This window comes from Rothia koreensis (assembly GCF_004136575.1).
GTDB lineage: Bacteria > Actinomycetota > Actinomycetes > Actinomycetales > Micrococcaceae > Rothia > Rothia koreensis.
Map to the genome: position 1 here is coordinate 1 of NZ_NOIQ01000007.1, position 16,667 is coordinate 16,667.

The 16,667-nt window shown below is 66.8% G+C and carries 16 protein-coding genes; 11 read left to right on the top strand and 5 right to left on the bottom strand.

What is annotated here, in order from left to right; translation table 11 throughout:
• The 4 genes from EWU68_RS06980 to EWU68_RS06995 form a co-directional block, all read left to right on the top strand.
• On the top strand, window positions 1-1,029 hold a 1,029-nt coding region (locus EWU68_RS06980), incomplete at its 5' end, for a site-specific DNA-methyltransferase (RefSeq protein ID WP_165162119.1).
• Between the two features lie 83 nt (window positions 1,030-1,112).
• Window positions 1,113-1,436, top strand: a complete 324-nt coding sequence (locus EWU68_RS06985) for a hypothetical protein (RefSeq protein WP_129315411.1) — start codon at window positions 1,113-1,115, stop codon at window positions 1,434-1,436.
• On the top strand, window positions 1,433-2,272 hold the full coding sequence (locus EWU68_RS06990; protein ID WP_129315412.1) for a methyltransferase domain-containing protein: 840 nt from the start codon (window positions 1,433-1,435) through the stop codon (window positions 2,270-2,272). Before EWU68_RS06985 ends, EWU68_RS06990 begins: the two co-directional genes overlap by 4 nt.
• Before the next feature lie 76 nt (window positions 2,273-2,348).
• On the top strand, window positions 2,349-3,566 hold the full coding sequence (locus EWU68_RS06995; RefSeq protein ID WP_129315413.1) for an aminotransferase-like domain-containing protein: 1,218 nt from the start codon (window positions 2,349-2,351) through the stop codon (window positions 3,564-3,566).
• A gap of 4 nt (window positions 3,567-3,570) precedes the next feature.
• Here EWU68_RS06995 and EWU68_RS07000 read toward each other — a convergent pair whose 3' ends face one another.
• Entirely contained in the window at window positions 3,571-4,200 is a 630-nt protein-coding gene (locus EWU68_RS07000) for a DNA-3-methyladenine glycosylase (RefSeq protein ID WP_129315414.1), read from the bottom strand.
• A 253-nt stretch (window positions 4,201-4,453) separates the two neighbouring features.
• On the opposite strand from EWU68_RS07000, the gene rpsO reads away from it, so the two are divergent.
• From rpsO to EWU68_RS07035, 7 genes are all read left to right on the top strand, one after another.
• The gene (gene rpsO / locus EWU68_RS07005; protein ID WP_129315415.1) at window positions 4,454-4,723 is read left to right on the top strand and encodes a 30S ribosomal protein S15; all 270 of its coding nucleotides are present in this window, start codon (window positions 4,454-4,456) and stop codon (window positions 4,721-4,723) included.
• Window positions 4,724-4,990: 267 nt separating this feature from the next.
• Window positions 4,991-7,228 carry a polyribonucleotide nucleotidyltransferase gene (locus EWU68_RS07010; RefSeq protein ID WP_129315416.1) on the top strand — a complete coding sequence of 746 codons (2,238 nt, stop codon included), beginning with the start codon at window positions 4,991-4,993 and terminating at the stop codon, window positions 7,226-7,228.
• 169 nt (window positions 7,229-7,397) lie between these two features.
• A complete protein-coding gene (locus tag EWU68_RS07015; RefSeq protein ID WP_129315417.1) occupies window positions 7,398-8,765 on the top strand; it encodes a M16 family metallopeptidase in 1,368 nt (455 codons plus the stop codon).
• A gap of 39 nt (window positions 8,766-8,804) precedes the next feature.
• Entirely contained in the window at window positions 8,805-9,122 is a 318-nt protein-coding gene (locus EWU68_RS07020; RefSeq protein WP_129315418.1) for a DUF3870 domain-containing protein, read from the top strand.
• Between the two features lie 113 nt (window positions 9,123-9,235).
• On the top strand, window positions 9,236-10,390 hold the full coding sequence (locus tag EWU68_RS07025; protein ID WP_129315419.1) for a DUF819 family protein: 1,155 nt from the start codon (window positions 9,236-9,238) through the stop codon (window positions 10,388-10,390).
• A 34-nt stretch (window positions 10,391-10,424) separates the two neighbouring features.
• Window positions 10,425-11,537, top strand: a complete 1,113-nt coding sequence (locus tag EWU68_RS07030; RefSeq protein ID WP_129315420.1) for a dipeptide epimerase — start codon at window positions 10,425-10,427, stop codon at window positions 11,535-11,537.
• Window positions 11,534-12,583: a C40 family peptidase gene (locus EWU68_RS07035; RefSeq protein ID WP_129315421.1), complete on the top strand. Its 1,050-nt coding sequence runs from the start codon at window positions 11,534-11,536 to the stop codon at window positions 12,581-12,583. The genes EWU68_RS07030 and EWU68_RS07035 overlap by 4 nt, the downstream gene beginning before the upstream one ends.
• Before the next feature lie 86 nt (window positions 12,584-12,669).
• Here the strand turns inward: EWU68_RS07035 and EWU68_RS07040 are convergent, their stop codons facing one another.
• From EWU68_RS07040 to EWU68_RS07055, 4 genes are read right to left on the bottom strand one after another with little or no spacing between them, the layout of a single operon-like run.
• Window positions 12,670-13,827 (bottom strand): isochorismate synthase, encoded by a 1,158-nt coding sequence (locus EWU68_RS07040; protein WP_129315422.1) that lies wholly within the window; start codon window positions 13,825-13,827, stop codon window positions 12,670-12,672.
• A complete protein-coding gene (locus EWU68_RS07045; protein ID WP_202976699.1) occupies window positions 13,824-14,624 on the bottom strand; it encodes an SDR family oxidoreductase in 801 nt (266 codons plus the stop codon). Before EWU68_RS07045 ends, EWU68_RS07040 begins: the two co-directional genes overlap by 4 nt.
• Complete coding sequence (locus EWU68_RS07050) at window positions 14,621-15,301, bottom strand: isochorismatase family protein (RefSeq protein ID WP_129315423.1); 681 nt, start codon at window positions 15,299-15,301, stop codon at window positions 14,621-14,623. Before EWU68_RS07050 ends, EWU68_RS07045 begins: the two co-directional genes overlap by 4 nt.
• Window positions 15,282-16,643, bottom strand: coding sequence for an enterochelin esterase domain-containing protein (locus EWU68_RS07055; protein ID WP_129315424.1), 1,362 nt, complete (start codon window positions 16,641-16,643; stop codon window positions 15,282-15,284). Before EWU68_RS07055 ends, EWU68_RS07050 begins: the two co-directional genes overlap by 20 nt.
• Window positions 16,644-16,667: the final 24 nt, after the last annotated feature.

The following is a 16,667-nucleotide window of genomic DNA, read 5'->3' on the forward strand; positions in this document are numbered from 1 at the left end:
GCCGGCGGACGGGGTGGGAGCGCGCGGGCGGGGACGAGTGCGGGGCGGAGGCATTCCTTGTGGCTGGATCTGATGTATCCCAGGCTGCACCTCGCGCGTGAACTGCTGGCCCCGACCGGCGTGATCGCGGTGTCGATCGACGACGCCGAGGCGCCGCGACTCAGGATGATCCTGGACGAGGTGTTCGGGGAGGAGAATCACTGCGCCACCATCGTGTGGGAGAAGAAGTACGCGCCCGCGAACGATTGCCGATCCTTCTCGGTCGTCCACGACTACGTGATGCTGTACTCCGCGTCCCCGGCCTTCCGCAGAAGACTCCTGCCCCGCAGCGAGTCCGCGAATCGCCCGTACCGCCACGACGACGCGGACGGTCGCGGACCGTACCGAGCCAGCGACCTGTCCGTGCGCACCTACCACCCGGCCAACGACTACCCCCTGGTCAACCCGTTGACCGGAACCGAGCACCGCCCGCCCGCGGGAAGGTGCTGGGGGCACGACCGCGCATCGATGAACAGGCTGATCGAGGACGGGCGCATCTACTGGGGCGCGGACGGGACCCGGTCCCCGCAGCTCAAGAGGTATCTCTCGGACGTCCAGGACGGCATGGTTCCCACAACGCTGTGGACGCGCGACGTCGCCGGCCACACCCACGCCGCCCGGGCCGAGCTCAAGGCCCTCTTCGGGACCACGGCGGTCTTCGAGACGCCCAAGCCGGTGCAACTGATCCGACGCCTGCTTCAGGTCTCGGCGGACCAGGACGCGATGGTGCTCGACTTCTTCGCCGGATCAGGAACCACGGGCCACGCCGTCATGAGGCAGAACGCGGAGGACGGCGGTCACAGGTCCTGTGTGCTGGTGCAGCTGGGCGAGCCCATCGATGTCCGACGGAAACCGGAGGTTGCGAGGGAATTCGGGACCATCGCCGAGGTCACCCGGCAGCGCGTGCGCCGCGCGGGTGAGGCCCTTCGAGCAGAGTTTCCCGAGCTGGACGAAGGCCTGACTCGTTTCACTGAGGCAAGGATCGAATGACCAGGCGTTTCTGCTTTGGAGAAGGGCGTGGGCGTGCGCTATACCGGAAAAGATAGTTTTCCTCCCAGGAAAGGTGGCCGAATATGTCCGCTCTTGCCCCCACGCTCTTCTCCACGGCCGGATTGCTCGGCGGGTACAAGGTGGCCCGCTCGACAGGAAATCGCCCCTTGGGCGGGGCAGTCCTGGCCGCCGCGGGTGCGGCCGCCTTCCGCGGATGGAAGGCGAACGCGGGAACCGGTACCGCCGCCGCGCTCACGGGCGTCTACGTTCTGTCCTTCGGCCTGTCCCATCCGCTCGCCAAGAAGATCGGCGCCTGGCCCAGTGTCTTCGCCGTGACCGCAGCAACCGGGGCGGCGTCGGCCGTTCTGGGGCGCGACCTCGGGAAGGGCCGGGGGACCGGGCGGTGAGCGACACGACTCCTGCCCCCGCCGCGGGGGCGGAGCGTACGCGCTGGAACCCCGAGAGCTATCTCGAGTTCGGTGACCAGAGATCCCGGCCGCTGACCGACCTCCTGCGCCGTGTGCCCTTGTCGCGGGCCGAAAGCGTCGTCGACCTCGGGTGCGGACCCGGCAACGATGTGCCGGTGATCCAGCAGATCTGGCCCGAGGCCATCGTGCACGGCGTGGACAGCAGTCAGGACATGATCGACGCCGCCCGAGCGGCCGGGGCACCCGGATCGGACTACGAGCACTCGGACGTCCGGGACTGGCTGAGGGCGCGGCAGGAGAACGGTTGGACGCACGAGGAGCCGCGGCTCATTGTCTCCAATGCCCTGTTCCAGTGGGTCGACGGACACCTCGACTGGCTGCCCGACGTCGCCGATCTCGTTCCCGAGGGCGGCGTCTTCGCATTCCAGGTCCCCGGCAACTTCAACGCCCCCTCGCATACCCTCCTGCGGGAGACGGCCGCGCAGCCTGCCTACGCGCGGCACATCACCGAGAAACTCCGCGACACCGTGATCGGAGCACAGGAATATCTCTCCGTCCTGTCCCGACCGGGGTGGTCGGTGGATGCGTGGGAAACGACGTACCTGCATGTCCTGCCGGGGGAGGACGCCGTGTTCCGGTGGATTTCCTCGACCGGCGCACGCCCGGTGCTCAATGCTCTTCCCGAGCCGGAGAAGTCCGCGTTCGTCGAGGAGTACAAGGCCACGCTGCGCGAGGCCTACCCGACCGAGGCCTACGGCACCGTCCTGCCGTTCCGCCGCATTTTCGTGGTGGCGACCCGGCTCGCCGAGCGCTGAGGTCCCGGGGACGCCTCGCCCCCGGAGCAGAATGTGAGGCACCGACCAATGCAGACGACACGCGGAAAGAAGGACCATGACAACGGGACAGCACGAATTCACCCCACGCCTCGCGCACAATTTCTCCGATACGGAGGATTCCCCGGTCAGGGCTCTTCTCGACCTCGTCAGCCGTCCCGGCGTCATCTCCTTCGCCGGCGGTGTGCCGGACCCGACCTACTTCGATCTCGATGCGATCAGGTCCGCCTACGATGCCGCCCTGTCCCGGCCCGAGCGCGCTCTCCAGTACTCCTCGAGCGACGGCGAGCTCGAACTGCGGGAAATCATCGCGGCCAACCTGACCGACGAAGGCATCCCCTCCCAGGCCGAGGATGTGCTCGTGACCACCGGGTCCCAGCAAGGACTGACCCTGATGGGCCAGGTGATGATCGACCAGGGCGACGTCATCCTCGTCGAGGACCCGACCTACCTCGCCGCGCTCCAGACCTTCGGGCTCGCGGGCGCGCACTTCGTCGCCGTCGACTGCGACGACGACGGAGTGGTTCCCGAGGCGCTCGAGAAGGCCATCGAACTGCACCAGCCGAAGCTCGTGTACCTCATCCCGAGTTACCAGAACCCCAGCGGACGGACCATGCCCGCCCAGCGGCGGCGGGATGTGGCGGATATTCTGCTCAGGACCCGGACCATGCTCATCGAGGACGATCCGTACTCGAGCCTGCGCTACTCCGGCGAGCACCTCGAGCCGATCTGCGCAATCGAGGGCATGGCCGCACAGACGGCCCTCTTGCAGACGCTGTCCAAATCCGTGGCCCCCGGAATCCGGCTCGGGTGGGCTCGCGTGCCCGCATCGATCCGAGATGCACTGATCGTGGGCAAACAGGCGATCGACCTGCACAGTTCCACGGTCGACCAGTACGCGGCCGCTCACTACCTGGCACACCCGGAGACGCACCAGTCGGATGCGGAGAAGCTCGAGGTGTACGGCCAGAGGCTGCGGACCATGGTCCGCGAGCTGCCGCGGGCCCTGCCCGAAGGGACGCACGTGACGTCGCCGTCGGGCGGAATGTTCCTGTGGGCGGAGCTGCCCGAGGCATACGACACGGATGCGCTCCTGCCGTACGCGATGCGGGAAGGCGTCGGGTTCGTGCCGGGAAGTTCGTTCCACGTCGACACGAGTATCCGGAACACGATGCGGATTTCGTTCGTGACCAACGCCGAGAGCGAGATCGTCGAGGGCGTCACCCGGCTCGCACGCGCCGTCGAGGCCTACGAGGCCGAGCAGCTCGCGGCCTGAGTTCCTACTCGGCGTCCGGGGCCCGGCCGGAAAGGACGGCCGTGCGTCGGGAGCGGGGTGAGGTCACCGTCGGGTCGTCCGGAATCCAGAACCTCAGGGGAGCGTCGACGTTCTTGCTGATGCCGATGCGGCGTCCGCGCACGAAATCAACGGGGGAGCGGGCGGGCTCGATCCAGAACCCGTCGCTCGGGGCCTCGCCCGTCGCACCGGAGCGCACCTGATGGACCGGGCTTCCGTTGTCGACCAGGTCCAGGCCCAGGGCCGAACCCAAATTTCCCGGACCGCGAGCCAGGTTCGCATCCGTCGAGGCGGGGCCGCGACGTCGTCGAACCTCCTCGTGCCCCGACAGGACCTCGCCGGCCCGCATGAGGCAACCGGAGGCCGTACCGTCCGGCGAGCAGACCAGATTGCCGGCCCGGTGGATCCCGTAGGAGGCGTAGACGTAGAGATGGCTCGGTTCGCCGAACATGGTCGCGCACCGAGGGGTGGGACCCTTGTGCGCGTGGGACGCGGGATCGGATGTTCCGAGGTACGCCTCGACCTCGGTCAGTCGGATCGCGACGGAACCTCGATGGATCACGGCACCGAGCAGGTGCTCGGCCACGACGTCGGCCGTGCGGGAGAAGTCGATCATGGCACCATCGTTGCACGCCGCGTAGCACGTCTCACACTCGGCCAAGGTCCTCCCCGACGAGCCAATCTTCCGGCGGAGGGCTCGATCCGTTAGGATGGGAACACGTCTGGCTGCAGTCCGTGGTTGCCAGTCGCCCCAAACCCGTGATCCTCAGGCGGCCCAGCCCGCCCGGGACTGTCCGCGGTGTGTCGGGGTTCCCGGCGGCATTCGCCGTATCGGGCCGTTCACGGCACTGACTCTAGGAGTTAATTCAGTGGCACTGGATCCCGCTGTCAAGCAGGAAATCATCAATGAGTACGCAACCCACGAGGGCGACACGGGTTCGCCCGAGGTCCAGGTTGCGGTTCTGACTCGTCGCATCAGCGACCTGACGGAGCACCTCAAGTTCCACAAGCACGACCACCACTCGCGTCGTGGTCTCATGATCCTCGTCGGCCGCCGCCGCAACATGCTCGGCTACCTGCGTCGGATCGATATCGAGCGCTACCGTACGCTGATCCAGCGTCTCGGAATCCGCCGATAAGGACGACAAATGCGAGGGGCGGCGCCGCCTTCCGGGATCCGGCTTCCTGACATGGGAGACTGGTGACCGGACGGCAGCGCCGCCTTCTCGCTGTTCACCGCGAAACGGCGAGGTGCCCGGCGTGAGCCGGGAACAACGAAAAAATACCGCGCGGCCCGGCCTCTCCTTGCGGTCCTCGGTAGTGGCCTCCGGATGACACATCCGTGGGCCTCGATCGAAGACCGAGTCGAGGCGGGCCGGCGCGAAGAACAGAAACGGAGGTGACCCTTGGAGGGTCCCGAGATTCAATTCGCAGAAGCCATTATCGACAATGGCAAATTCGGCAAGCGCACCGTGCGCTTCGAAACCGGTCGGCTGGCCAAGCAGGCAGCCGGCTCCACATTCGTCTCGATTGACGAGGACACCAGCATGCTGTCGGCCACCGCTGTCGGCAAGCACCCGCGCGAAGGCTTCGACTTCTTCCCGCTGACGGTCGACGTCGAAGAGCGCATGTACGCAGCGGGCCGCATCCCCGGATCGTTCTTCCGCCGCGAGGGACGCCCCTCGACGGACGCGATCCTGGCGTGCCGCCTGATCGACCGCCCGTTGCGCCCGGCCTTCGCCAAGGGCATCCGCAACGAGGTGCAGGTCGTCGTCACCGTGCTGACGATCGACCCGGACGAAATCTACAACACCGTGGCGATCAACGCCGCGTCGATGTCCACGACCCTGTCCGGCATCCCGTTCCAGGGGCCGGTCGGCGGAATCCGCATTGCCCTCATCGACGGCCAGTGGGTTGCTTTCCCCAAGCACTCGCAGCTCGAGAACGCCGTCTTTGACATGGCCGTGGCCGGTCGCGTGGTGACCAAGTCGGACGGAACCGAGGACGTCGCGATCATGATGGTCGAGGCCGAGGCCACCGACAATTCGTGGGACCTGGTCCAGTCCGGTGCCGCCGCACCGACCGAGGACATCGTGGCCGAGGGCCTCGAGGCGTCCAAGCCGTTCATCAAGGCCCTGTGCGACGCCCAGTCGGACCTGGCCGAGCGCGCCGGCAAGCCGACCATGGAGATCGAGCGCTTCGGCGGCTACGGCGACGACGTCGCCCAGGCCGTGGAATCCAAGTTCTCCGGCAAGATCAAGGACGTCTACTCCATCGCCGGCAAGCAGGACCGGGAGATCGCTTCCGAGGACCTGCAGAAGGAGATCACCGAGGAGCTCGCCGGTGAGGGCAAGGAATTCGAGGGCCGCCTGGACGAGGTCAACGGAGCATTCAACGCTCTGACCAAGCAGACGGTGCGCCAGCGGATCCTGACCGATCAGGTGCGTATCGACGGCCGCGGGCTGACCGACATTCGCCAGCTCACCGCCGAGGTCGAGGTCCTGCCGCGCGTGCACGGATCCGCGATCTTCGAGCGCGGCGAGACCCAGATCATGGGTGTGACCACGCTGAACATGCTCAAGCTGGAGCAGCAGATCGACTCCCTCTCGCCGGTCAAGTCGAAGCGCTACATCCACCATTACAACTTCCCGCCCTACTCCACGGGCGAGACCGGTCGCGTCGGCTCCCCGAAGCGGCGCGAAATCGGGCACGGTGCACTCGCTGAGCGGGCCATCACCCCGGTTCTGCCGTCCCGCGAGGAATTCCCGTACGCGATCCGTCAGGTCTCCGAGGCGCTCGGATCGAACGGCTCGACGTCGATGGGCTCCGTGTGTGCATCGACCCTGTCGCTGCTCAACGCAGGTGTTCCGCTGCGTGCACCCGTCGCGGGCATCGCGATGGGTCTGGTCTCGGACGAGGTCGACGGCGAGACGCGGTACGCCGCGCTGACCGACATCCTCGGTGCCGAAGACGCCCTCGGTGACATGGACTTCAAGGTCGCCGGAACGTCCGAGTTCGTGACCGCGATCCAGCTCGACACCAAGCTCGACGGCATCCCCGCCTCGGTGCTGGGCGCCGCCCTCAAGCAGGCCCGCGAGGCGCGGTTGCACATCCTCGACGTGCTGACCTCCGCGATCGACCAGCCGGACGAGATGAGCGAATTTGCTCCCCGCATCATCAGCGTGCACGTGCCCGTGTCCAAGATCGGTGAGGTCATCGGCCCGAAGGGCAAGATGATCAACCAGATCCAGGAGGACACCGGCGCGGACATCACGATCGAGGACGACGGAACCGTGTACATCGGCGCCGTCGACGGACCGTCGGCCGAGGCCGCACGCTCCGCGATCAACGCCATCGCGAACCCGCAGGTTCCCGAGGTCGGCGAACGGTACCTGGGAACGGTCGTCAAGACCACGACCTTCGGTGCTTTCGTCTCCCTGACCCCGGGCAAGGACGGCCTCCTGCACATCTCGGAACTGCGCAAGCTCAACGACGGCAAGCGCGTGACCGAGGTCGAGGACGTCGTCGGCGTGGGGCAGAAGGTCCAGGTCGAGATCACCAAGATCGACGACCGCGGCAAGCTGTCCCTGGCCCCGGTGGTTTCCGAGGAGGACGCCGCCGCCCAGAGCGACGACGAGGAGTAGTCTCCGCGCAGCTGTGACAGAAGGCCCCGGTCGGGATCCCGCGAGGATCCCCGGCCGGGGCCTTCTGTCGAATTGGACCCGGTCCACGATGGTCCTAGACTCGACGCCGGGCCGGTCTACGTTCTCGGCCCGCAGAATGTCCGCCCCCAGTGAGGAACTGAGTGTCGCCATGCCATACGCATTGGGTCTCGAACCCGAGCAGCTTGCCGAAGAATTCGACTACGAGCACGGCCGCCTGGTGTGCGCGACCGAGGGCGGCAACGAGGTGAGGCGATCCGTGCTGCCCGGAGGAGTCCGGGTCCTGACCGAGCGGATGCCCGGCCAGCGCAGCGTCGCCCTGGGATTCTGGCTCGGCGTCGGATCCCGCGACGAGACGCAGGGCATGTACGGTTCGACCCATTTTCTCGAACACCTCCTCTTCAAAGGCACGCCCTCGCGCAGCGCCCTGGACATCGCCGAGGAGTTCGACGCCGTCGGGGGAGAATCCAACGCCCTGACGGCCAAGGAACACACTTGCTACTACGCCAGGGTTCTCTCCGAAGACGTCGGCATGGCCGTGGACGTCATCGCCGACATGGTGACCTCGGCGAGCATCGATCCCCGCGAGCTCGAGCAGGAGCGTGGCGTGATCCTCGAGGAAATCGCGATGGACCTGGACGACCCGACGGACGTTGCCTTCGAGAACTTCACCGCGAAGGTCATGGGAGGACACCCCCTGGGCCGGCCGATCGGCGGCACTCCGTCCGAAATCACCCAGGTGGCCCGCGACGCGGTGTGGGAGCACTACGCGAAGTACTACACCCCGGACCGTCTGGTCATTTCCGCAGCCGGCGGACTCGAGCACTCCGAGGTGGTGCAGCTCGTGCTCGATGCGCTCGACCGGGCCGGATGGGAGCTCCCGGAGCGAACAACACCCGCGCCCCGGAGGGTCCGGACCCCGGCCGTCCTTCACCCCGAATTCGGCGACCACACGGTTGACCGAGCCTTCGAGCAGGCCAACGTGGTGCTGGGGAGCACCGGTCTGATCGCGGGGTCACCGCAGCGCTACGCGATGTCCGTGCTCAACGCCTGCCTGGGCGGAGGCATGTCCTCCCGACTGTTCCAGGAGATTCGGGAGAAGCGTGGGCTGGCCTACAACACGTTCTCCTTCGGGGGCTCCTATTCCGACGCCGGGTACTTCGGCATGTACGCGGGGTGCACCGCGGACAAGGCGCCGGTCGTGGTCGATCTGATGCGGGCGGAACTCGACCGGCTCGCGGAAGAGGGGCTGCGCGACCGTGAGCTGGACAAGTTCACGGGGCAACTCAGTGGGGCCACGATCCTCGGGAGCGAGGACCCGGGCTCGCGTATGTCGCGACTCGGCCGGTCCGAACTGGACACGGGACATTTCACCGATCTGGACGAGCTGCACGAGAACATCAGGGCGGTAACCGCCCAGGAGGTTCAGGACTTGGCAGCGGACCTGGCGGGCCGACCGACCGTGACCACGTGGGTCGGTACGGGCGCGGCCTCGGCGGCGAACGCGTCGGCGTCGTAACAGCTATGTTTTAAATGTGACATGGGTTAAGGTTTTTGCATGTGTTCCTCGATCTTCGTGACAGGAGAGGCGAAGTCCCCGTCGAACAACCCGATCACCTCCAAGTTCGGGCTTTTCTTCATCGGGCTCGTCGTCGATACGGACACGCACCGAATTCTCGATGCAGAATGCACGGCGACGTTGGCGCTGACGAATTCGTTCGTCAGGAGCTTGATCGTCGGCGCCGGCATCGATGAGGAGGAAGACCTGGTGGAGCGGATCTCCACCAGGTATCACGGATCGTCCCAGCGGGCATTGATCACGGCGTTGCGCAATGCGGCGTCCAAGTACCGTTGCGCGACCGACAACACGCGTTAGGCACCCTGATTGCTTGGTCCCTCCCCGGGGACCGGACCCAGTCGGAAATACCGGACCAGACTGTCCCGGTGTTTCCGACTTTTTTGTACTCGGGGTGCAGAAAGGAAACGAGCATGATCACCGACGGCTTCCTCTTCTTGGGGGTCTTGCTTGCGCTGGCTGCTGTCATCGTCTATTGCGAGAAACGCTCTCGCTTGGCCTTCTTCCGGTATGTGCCGGGCTTCGTGCTCATGTACATCATCACCGCGCTGCTGAATACCGTGGGGGTCTTCAGTCAGGACGACGAAGTCGTCGACCTCGGAGCCGGGGTCCAGGACGCCCTGCTGCCCGCGATGATCCTGTTGCTGCTCTTCCAGTGCGACATCCGCAAGATCATCAAACTCGGGCCCAAACTGTTGCTGACCTACGTGGTCACGGCCTTCAGCATCTTCCTAGGCTTCGTCGTCTCGTTCCTGATCCTCCACGCCGTGTTGGACCCGGAGGCATGGAAGGCACTCGGCGCGCTCGCGGCATCCTGGACCGGGGGTTCCGCCAACATGGTGGCCGTCCAGTCGATCCTGCACGCGCCCCAGGACGTCTTCGGATACGTGCTGATCGTCGACACGATCATCTACTCCTTGTGGCTCCTGGTCATGTTCGGCTCGGTCTCGGTCTCGGACAAATTCAACAAGTGGACGAAGGCCGACACGCGGTACCTGGATGTGCACGCGAATGACGAAGAGACCGCGGACCAGAAGCCCATCGACCTGACCTCCCTGATCTGCGTGATCGGATTCAGCATCTTCATCTCCGCCGCGGCCTCCGGCATCGGCGGTCTCCTGCCGGAAATCGGCGTCGTCATCACCTCGAGCACCTGGACGATCCTGATCGTCAGCGTTCTCGGCCTGGTCATCGGCTCCACGAAGCTCGGCAACGTCGCGGGTTCCAGCGAGGTGGCGATGGTCATGCTCTACATGATCATCGGGATCATCGCCTCCCAGTCCGACTTCGCGTCGCTGGGTCAGGCCCCGCTCTACCTCGTCGCCGGTGTGATCGTGATGATCGTGCACGTCGCCGTCGTGGTGCTCTACGCGAAGCTGACTCGCACCGAGCTGTTCAGCCTGGCCGTGGCGAGTACCGCCAATATCGGCGGCATCGCCTCGGCGCCCGTGGTCGCGAGCGCGTTCAACCGCCAGCTCGTGCCCGTGGGTGTTCTGTTCGCGCTGATCGGCGCATTCGCCGGAACTTTCTTCGGCCTCATGACGGCACAGGTTCTGTCGCTGCTCTGACGCCTGCCGCCCACACTCTTCGGAAAGGACAATCATGACGACGAACGGACTGAACCGGCTGCGGGACCTCCGCGCCATGCCGTACAGCGGACCGCTCAAGCGGCCGTTCATCACCTCGCGGCGGCGCGTCGAGTCCGTGCAAGGCGTGCTCGTCGAACTCGAGCTCGAGGACGGCTCCATCGGATACGGGACGGCCGCCGAGACCTGGGCGGTCACCGGGGAATCGGTGGCCTCATCCCTGGCCGCGATCAACGGGCCGGTGTTCGAGGCACTCACCGGCCGCGACCTCTCCCTGCGGGAGGCCGAGGACGCGATCGCGAGCTGCTGCGTGGGAAACACCAGCGCCAAGGCCGCGGTCGACGTGGCCCTTCATGACGCCTGGGCCTCAGGACTCGGTGTGCCCCTGGCCGTCGCCCTGGGCGGACGGCCCGACGCACACGCTGCCACGGACATGACGATCAGCCTGGACGACCCGGAGGCCATGGCCCGCGAGGCCATCGCCGCCAGCTCGGACGGATTCGAGATTCTCAAGGTCAAATTGGGCGGGGACCCCGCCGTCGACCTCAATCGACTCGAATCCGTTCACGAGGCCGTGCCCTCGGCCCGATTCCGCCTCGATGCCAACCAGGGATGGGGTGCGAAGGAAGCCATCCGCATGATTCGCCGCATCGAGGACGCCGGCATACCGGTCGATCTGGTCGAACAACCCACGCCCAAGGCCAACCTGGACGCGTTGGCCCAGGTCACGGCCGCCGTCGATACCCCGGTCATGGCCGACGAGTCCGTGGCCGACGAACGTGACGCGTGGGAGATTCTGCGCCGAGAGGCAGCGGATCTCATCAACATCAAACTCGCCAAATGCGGAGGCATCCGTCCGGCGCTTGCCATCGCCGACCTGGCCGCAACCGCCGGTGTCGGCTGCATGATGGGCGCCATGATGGAGCCCCGCGTCTCGGTCGCTGCGGCGGCCCACGTGGCTCTCGCGCACCCCAATATCCAGCTCGTCGATCTGGACTCCGCCGAATGGATCCAGGACCCGCGGATCGCCGGCGGGTACGAGCTCGAGGGCTCCCGGCTCTCACTCACCGAGGCACCCGGTCTCGGCATGTCAATGGATTCTGCACTCACCGAAGGGACAGCACCATGAGATTTCACCGCTACATCGCCACGGCCGGAGCACTCGGTCTGGCCTGCTCGCTGGCCGGTGGGCCGGCACTCGCCGAGCCCGCAGACCAGGGGCAGACTGCCGCCCAACCCGGGGAGGGGATCGAGGCCGGGGACACGGCATTCGTGGACACCACGGTCGCGACCCTGTGGGGCGAACCGGACCAGACGCGTCCCATGGACGAGCCGTCCACGACCAACCCGGTCGATCTCGACCAGTGGAACAAGAACATGGAAAAGACCGAAGACCGCGGGTGGCTGACCGGCCACACGGAGACCCAGGCGGTCTACGGCTCCGAGGTCTCGGTCATCGAGACGAAGGGGGACTGGTCCAAGGTCGCGGTCAACGATCAGTCGACGCCCAAGGACGATCGCGGATACCCGGGCTGGGTTCCCACGGGTCAACTGATCGAGAACCAGTCCTTCGATGAGCAGAAGGACTCCGGCCAACGGGCGGTCGTCACCTCGGACAAGGCGGCTCTGACCGGCGACTCGGGGGAGGACGGCAACAACCTCAACCTGAGCTTCAACACGGAACTGCCGGTGGTCTCGCAGGATGGTTCGTCGGTTCAGGTGGGGCTGCCGAATGGTGGAACCGGATCGGTCCAGGCGACGGACGTCTCGGTGTACGCACCGGGGGAGAAGCCCGAGCGGCCGACCGGCGAACAGGTCGTCGAGACCGGCAAACAATTCGACGGGCTGCGTTACCTGTGGGCGGGTGTCTCCTCCTACGGGTACGACTGCTCCGGCTTCACGTACAGCATGTACCGGGCCCACGGCATCGTTATCCCGCGCGACGCCGACGCCCAGGCAGAGTTCGGCCAGGATGTGGCGGAGGACGACCTCCAGCCCGGCGACCTGCTGTTCTTTGCCCAGCCCGGAGGCACCGGGGCCGTGCACCACGTCGGGATGTACATGGGCGACGGCAAGATGATTCACGCCCCCAACGAGTCGACGACCGTGTCGGTGACCGATTGGAAGCAATGGGACTCCAAGGACGAGTTCTCCGGAGCGAAGCGGATGCTCTGACCCCAGCCTGCTCCGTCCGGGGCCGGATCGCCCGGCCCCGGATGTCCCGGCCCCGAACGGAGCAGATTGCGCCGGTGTGACCGGCCTCAGACCAGGCCGTTGAGCGCGCGCAAAACCGTACCGAACTTCGAAGCGGTCTCCGCGTGCTCGCTCTCGGGATCGGATCCAGCCACGATCCCGGCCCCCGCGTACAAGGTGATGAACTGCCCCGCGAGGCTCGCGCAGCGCAGGGCCAGCGACCAGCGACCGTTGCCGGAGGAATCGGTCCAGCCCACCAGGCCGGAATAATAGCTGCGCGACCCGCCCTCGAGGTCCAGGATCGTGCGCACGGCAGGACCCACCGGGGTTCCGCCCACGGCGGGCGTCGGGTGGATGGCGAGGGCGGCTTCCAAGGCCGAGACCTCGGGTGCCAGGCGACCGGTGATCCGCGTGCCGAGGTGCCACATCGAATCCGTCACGAACAGCTGGGGACGGACGGGTACCTGGAGCTCGCTCGCGAGACGGCCGATCGATTCACGGATGTGCCGGGTCACGAAGCCGTGCTCGTGCAGGTCCTTGGCCGATGACGAGAGCAGGCGCGTGGCGTCTTCGGCGTCGGGCCCTCCGGGGGAACGACCGAGGGAACCCGCCAAGGGATGAGTCACGAATCTGGAGTCGTTGACGTCCGCTATGATTTCCGGGCTCGCACCGATCCAGGAGGTGCCGTCCTCCAGCCGGACGCGGAAGACGTCGGCGCGGCCGCCCACGGCGGACAAGCGGTCGAACAGACGCTCCTCGGCGCCCCGGCGGTCCGCGTCCTTGAGCCGCATGGTCATCGTCCGGGACAGGACCACTTTCTCCAGGCTCCCGGAACCGATCCGGTCCAGCGCCTCGGAGACGTTGTGCCGAAACCGCTCGGACTCGGGCGCAGCGGGCAGCTGTCCGGGAACGACGTCGCCCGACCCGGACGCGACGTGAGGGGTCCACACGGCGTCGTCGGTCATGCGCAATTCGGCGGGCTCGGACAGATCGAAGGGGATCATTCCGCACAGCACCTGTGTTCGTCCGGTGGCGCGCTCCCGCTCCTGCAGATCATGGATGACCTCCCGGGCCGCCCCCGGACTCCGGCCGAAGACCGGCCGCAGGACCTCGCCTCCGGAGGCTTCCAGGGTCCACCTGCCGGAGGAGAAGGCGAAATCCGCGTTCCCATCCGCCGGGGCAGTCGCGGTCGACGTCGGTCTTTCATCGAGTAGGGGAGAATTCATCGTTGTGTGGCGCCTCCGTCCACGGTCAGTTCGGTTGCTGTGATGTGTGCCGCCCGTGCCGACACGAGGAACTCGACGACCTCGGCAATGTCCTGAGGATCCGCGACGCGTCCCAGCGGGATTCCGGGCCGATAGAGGGTGGGATCGCCCGTCACGGTCTGTGCCGTGCGGTCCGCGCCCTGCCACAGGCCCTCGACCATGGGGGTTTTCGTGGTGCCCGGGTTGACCACCGCACACCGAATTCCCGACCCGCCGAGCTCGAGTCCGAGACTGCGGGTGTACTGGGCCGCGAATGCCTTGCTCGCCCCGTAGGCGGCGAAGTCGGCGCGCGGACCGGTTCCCGCATTGGAAGCAATGGTGACGATCGAGCGCACGGGGCGGGTCCCGGGGTCGTGGCCTCCCTGCCGGACCATCACGCGGGCCGCCGCCGTGCTCGCCCGCAGCACGCCGAGGGCATTGACATCGATCATCCGGAGCACGTCGGCCTCCGCGGTCTCCAGTGCGGGACCCGTCGCAATCGTCCCGGCCGCGTTGACCAACGACCTGATCCGGTAACGACCCGAGAGGTCTTCGAAGAACGAGGCCACCGCGTCGGGGTCCGTCACATCCAAGTCCCTGTGCTCGACACCATCGCTCGGCCCGCCCTCGGCTCCGGGACGGGGAGCATGGGTTCGGTCCGCGGAGACCACCACGGCATCCCCGTGGTCCTCGGAACGACGCCGCAACAGATCGACGACGACTCTGCCGATGCCGCCCGAGCCTCCGGTCACGACGATTGCTTGGGGCAAATCCTTCACGAGGCCATCTCCTCGACGCGCCGCTCGCCGCTGACCCGCGCGGGCGCGAACGGGCCCTGGACGATCTCATCGGTCGTGCACACCTGTCCGCACCGTCCGGCCACGTAGTCGAGCGCCATCCGGTGGTGCTCCAGGTCGAAATCGGCTTGGGCATCCGCGACGAAGAACACCTGGATGCCCTCCATATACGCCTCCAAGGCGGTGGTCAGGCACCCGATGTGCGAATAGACGCCGGCGATCACCAGCTGGTCCCGCCCGTGATTGCGCAACCTGTAATCCAGGTCGGTGCGGTAGAACGCGCTGTACCTCCACTTGGTCAGGACGGCGTCCTGCTCACCGGGAGCAAGCTCGTCGATGATGCCCGCGGCGTGCTCATTCGTCAGCCCGGGACCCCAGAAATCGGTCAGGAGCTGGCGATCGGCCGGGTCCTGGGACGGTGGTTGCGCCGTGTAGACCACCGGGGCGCCTGCTTCGTGGAAGAAGTCGCGCAGGACGCGGGAGCGCTGAACGGCGGTCTCGATCTGGGAGCCGGGGCTCCGGTCGAAAGCATCGACGAAATGGTTCTGCATGTCGTGGACGAGCAGCAGGGCCCGGTTCGGATCGAGCTGCCACTCGGTCCTGTTGGGCCACGGCGACTGGGCGTCGAGGCTGTACGTATCAATACTGGGCAGGGGCAATGGAACTCCTCATCGATGGGTCGAAGTAACTGTCCGAAGTCCGCTCTTCGTGCGGTTCGGTCCTCAGCGCTCGGGCCAGGCCGTCGACGACGGCGCCGCGCCACCACGCGAAGTCATGACCGCCGGTGTACATCGTCAGCGCGCTGGACCACCCGGCGTCGAGCATGGTCCGGTGCAGGATTCGGCCCCGCGGGACGGTGAGACCCTCGCGCTCGCCGATCGCGATCTCCACGGACACGTCCTCCGGCGTCGAGGCCTGGTACCGCTCGGTGATCCAGTCCATGCCCTCCCGGGTCCCGAGATCGTGCGGCTTCGAGGCACCGTCCGGGGTCCACCAGAGCGAGGGGGAATGGGCGAGGGCGTGTCCGAAAGCGTGCGGCAATTCCAGGGCCGCGACGAGTGCGGAGAGGCCACCCAGGCTCTGACCTGCGATGATCCTGCCTTCGCGGCCCCTGAGCCCGATGCCCACGGTCCGGGCGCAGTCCTCGGCCCACGCCGTTGCGTGCTCGGCGACGTCGCGCAGGAAACCCGTGTTCGCCCCGAGGCGCGCGATCCGGTCCGGGGTGTCGTTGTTGGCGATGCCCAGGACGGCCACCGGAGGAATCCGGCCCGAGTCCGCGGCCGCCTCCAGCGCGTAGGGCAGCCAGAGGTTTCCGAACCAGTTCTCGGCGTCGAAGATCGTGAGCAGGGGAAGGTGCGCCGCCTGGTGTTCGTTCTGCATCACGGACGGGAGGTAGAGCCAGTGGTCCCTCGCGCGGCCCGAGGCCTCGGCGTGGGGGAGAGCCCTGACGTCGCGCACGATGCGCCCGCGCAGCCTGCGAGACCTGTGGTCATCCCACTCCCGTTGGGAAGGAGCCGCGGGCCCGGAGTGGATCGACAGGCCGTGCCGGCCCCGGTCCACCAGGGGTTGCCCGGTGTTGAACGGGTCGAGCAACGAATCGTAGGCATTGAACCGAGGCGGACCGGAGCGTCGCTGCTGGTCCGGCGACATGGGCGTGAAGGCGTAACTGACGCGCAAGGACGGTTCGAGCTCGAGGGTTCGGACCCAGATGTCCGTCCCGGGGACGTGCCGCATCAGTCCGTGGTCGTAGAGGGCCTTGTCCGTCACGCGGTTCATGGCCAGATGGACGGATTCGGCTCCCTCGGCGTCGTCGCGGACGTGTTTGCCCCGCCACAGGAAGGTGACGCGGTCCGACCCGGGGTCCACCACAGGTGTCCCGCGACGAGAGACCTCGGCCCACCACCGTTCCAAGTCCTCGCACGTCGCGTTGGTCATGGTTCGGGCGACCGACTCCTCGTCCAGGAAGCCGGTGGCCTCCAGAGCGTGTTCCGGTGTCTTCATCGTCGGAGTTCGTCCTTGCGTCTC

Coding starts and splice junctions, on each gene's coding strand:
- EWU68_RS07020 (WP_129315418.1), top strand. CDS start 8,805: ATGTGTTCCTCGATCTTCGTGACAGGAGAGGCGAAGTCCCCGTCGAAC.
- EWU68_RS07040 (WP_129315422.1), bottom strand. CDS start 13,827: ATGAATTCTCCCCTACTCGATGAAAGACCGACGTCGACCGCGACTGCC.
- EWU68_RS06985 (WP_129315411.1), top strand. CDS start 1,113: ATGTCCGCTCTTGCCCCCACGCTCTTCTCCACGGCCGGATTGCTCGGC.
- EWU68_RS07035 (WP_129315421.1), top strand. CDS start 11,534: ATGAGATTTCACCGCTACATCGCCACGGCCGGAGCACTCGGTCTGGCC.
- EWU68_RS07025 (WP_129315419.1), top strand. CDS start 9,236: ATGATCACCGACGGCTTCCTCTTCTTGGGGGTCTTGCTTGCGCTGGCT.
- EWU68_RS07015 (WP_129315417.1), top strand. CDS start 7,398: ATGCCATACGCATTGGGTCTCGAACCCGAGCAGCTTGCCGAAGAATTC.
- EWU68_RS07055 (WP_129315424.1), bottom strand. CDS start 16,643: ATGAAGACACCGGAACACGCTCTGGAGGCCACCGGCTTCCTGGACGAG.
- EWU68_RS06995 (WP_129315413.1), top strand. CDS start 2,349: ATGACAACGGGACAGCACGAATTCACCCCACGCCTCGCGCACAATTTC.
- EWU68_RS07030 (WP_129315420.1), top strand. CDS start 10,425: ATGACGACGAACGGACTGAACCGGCTGCGGGACCTCCGCGCCATGCCG.
- EWU68_RS07000 (WP_129315414.1), bottom strand. CDS start 4,200: ATGATCGACTTCTCCCGCACGGCCGACGTCGTGGCCGAGCACCTGCTC.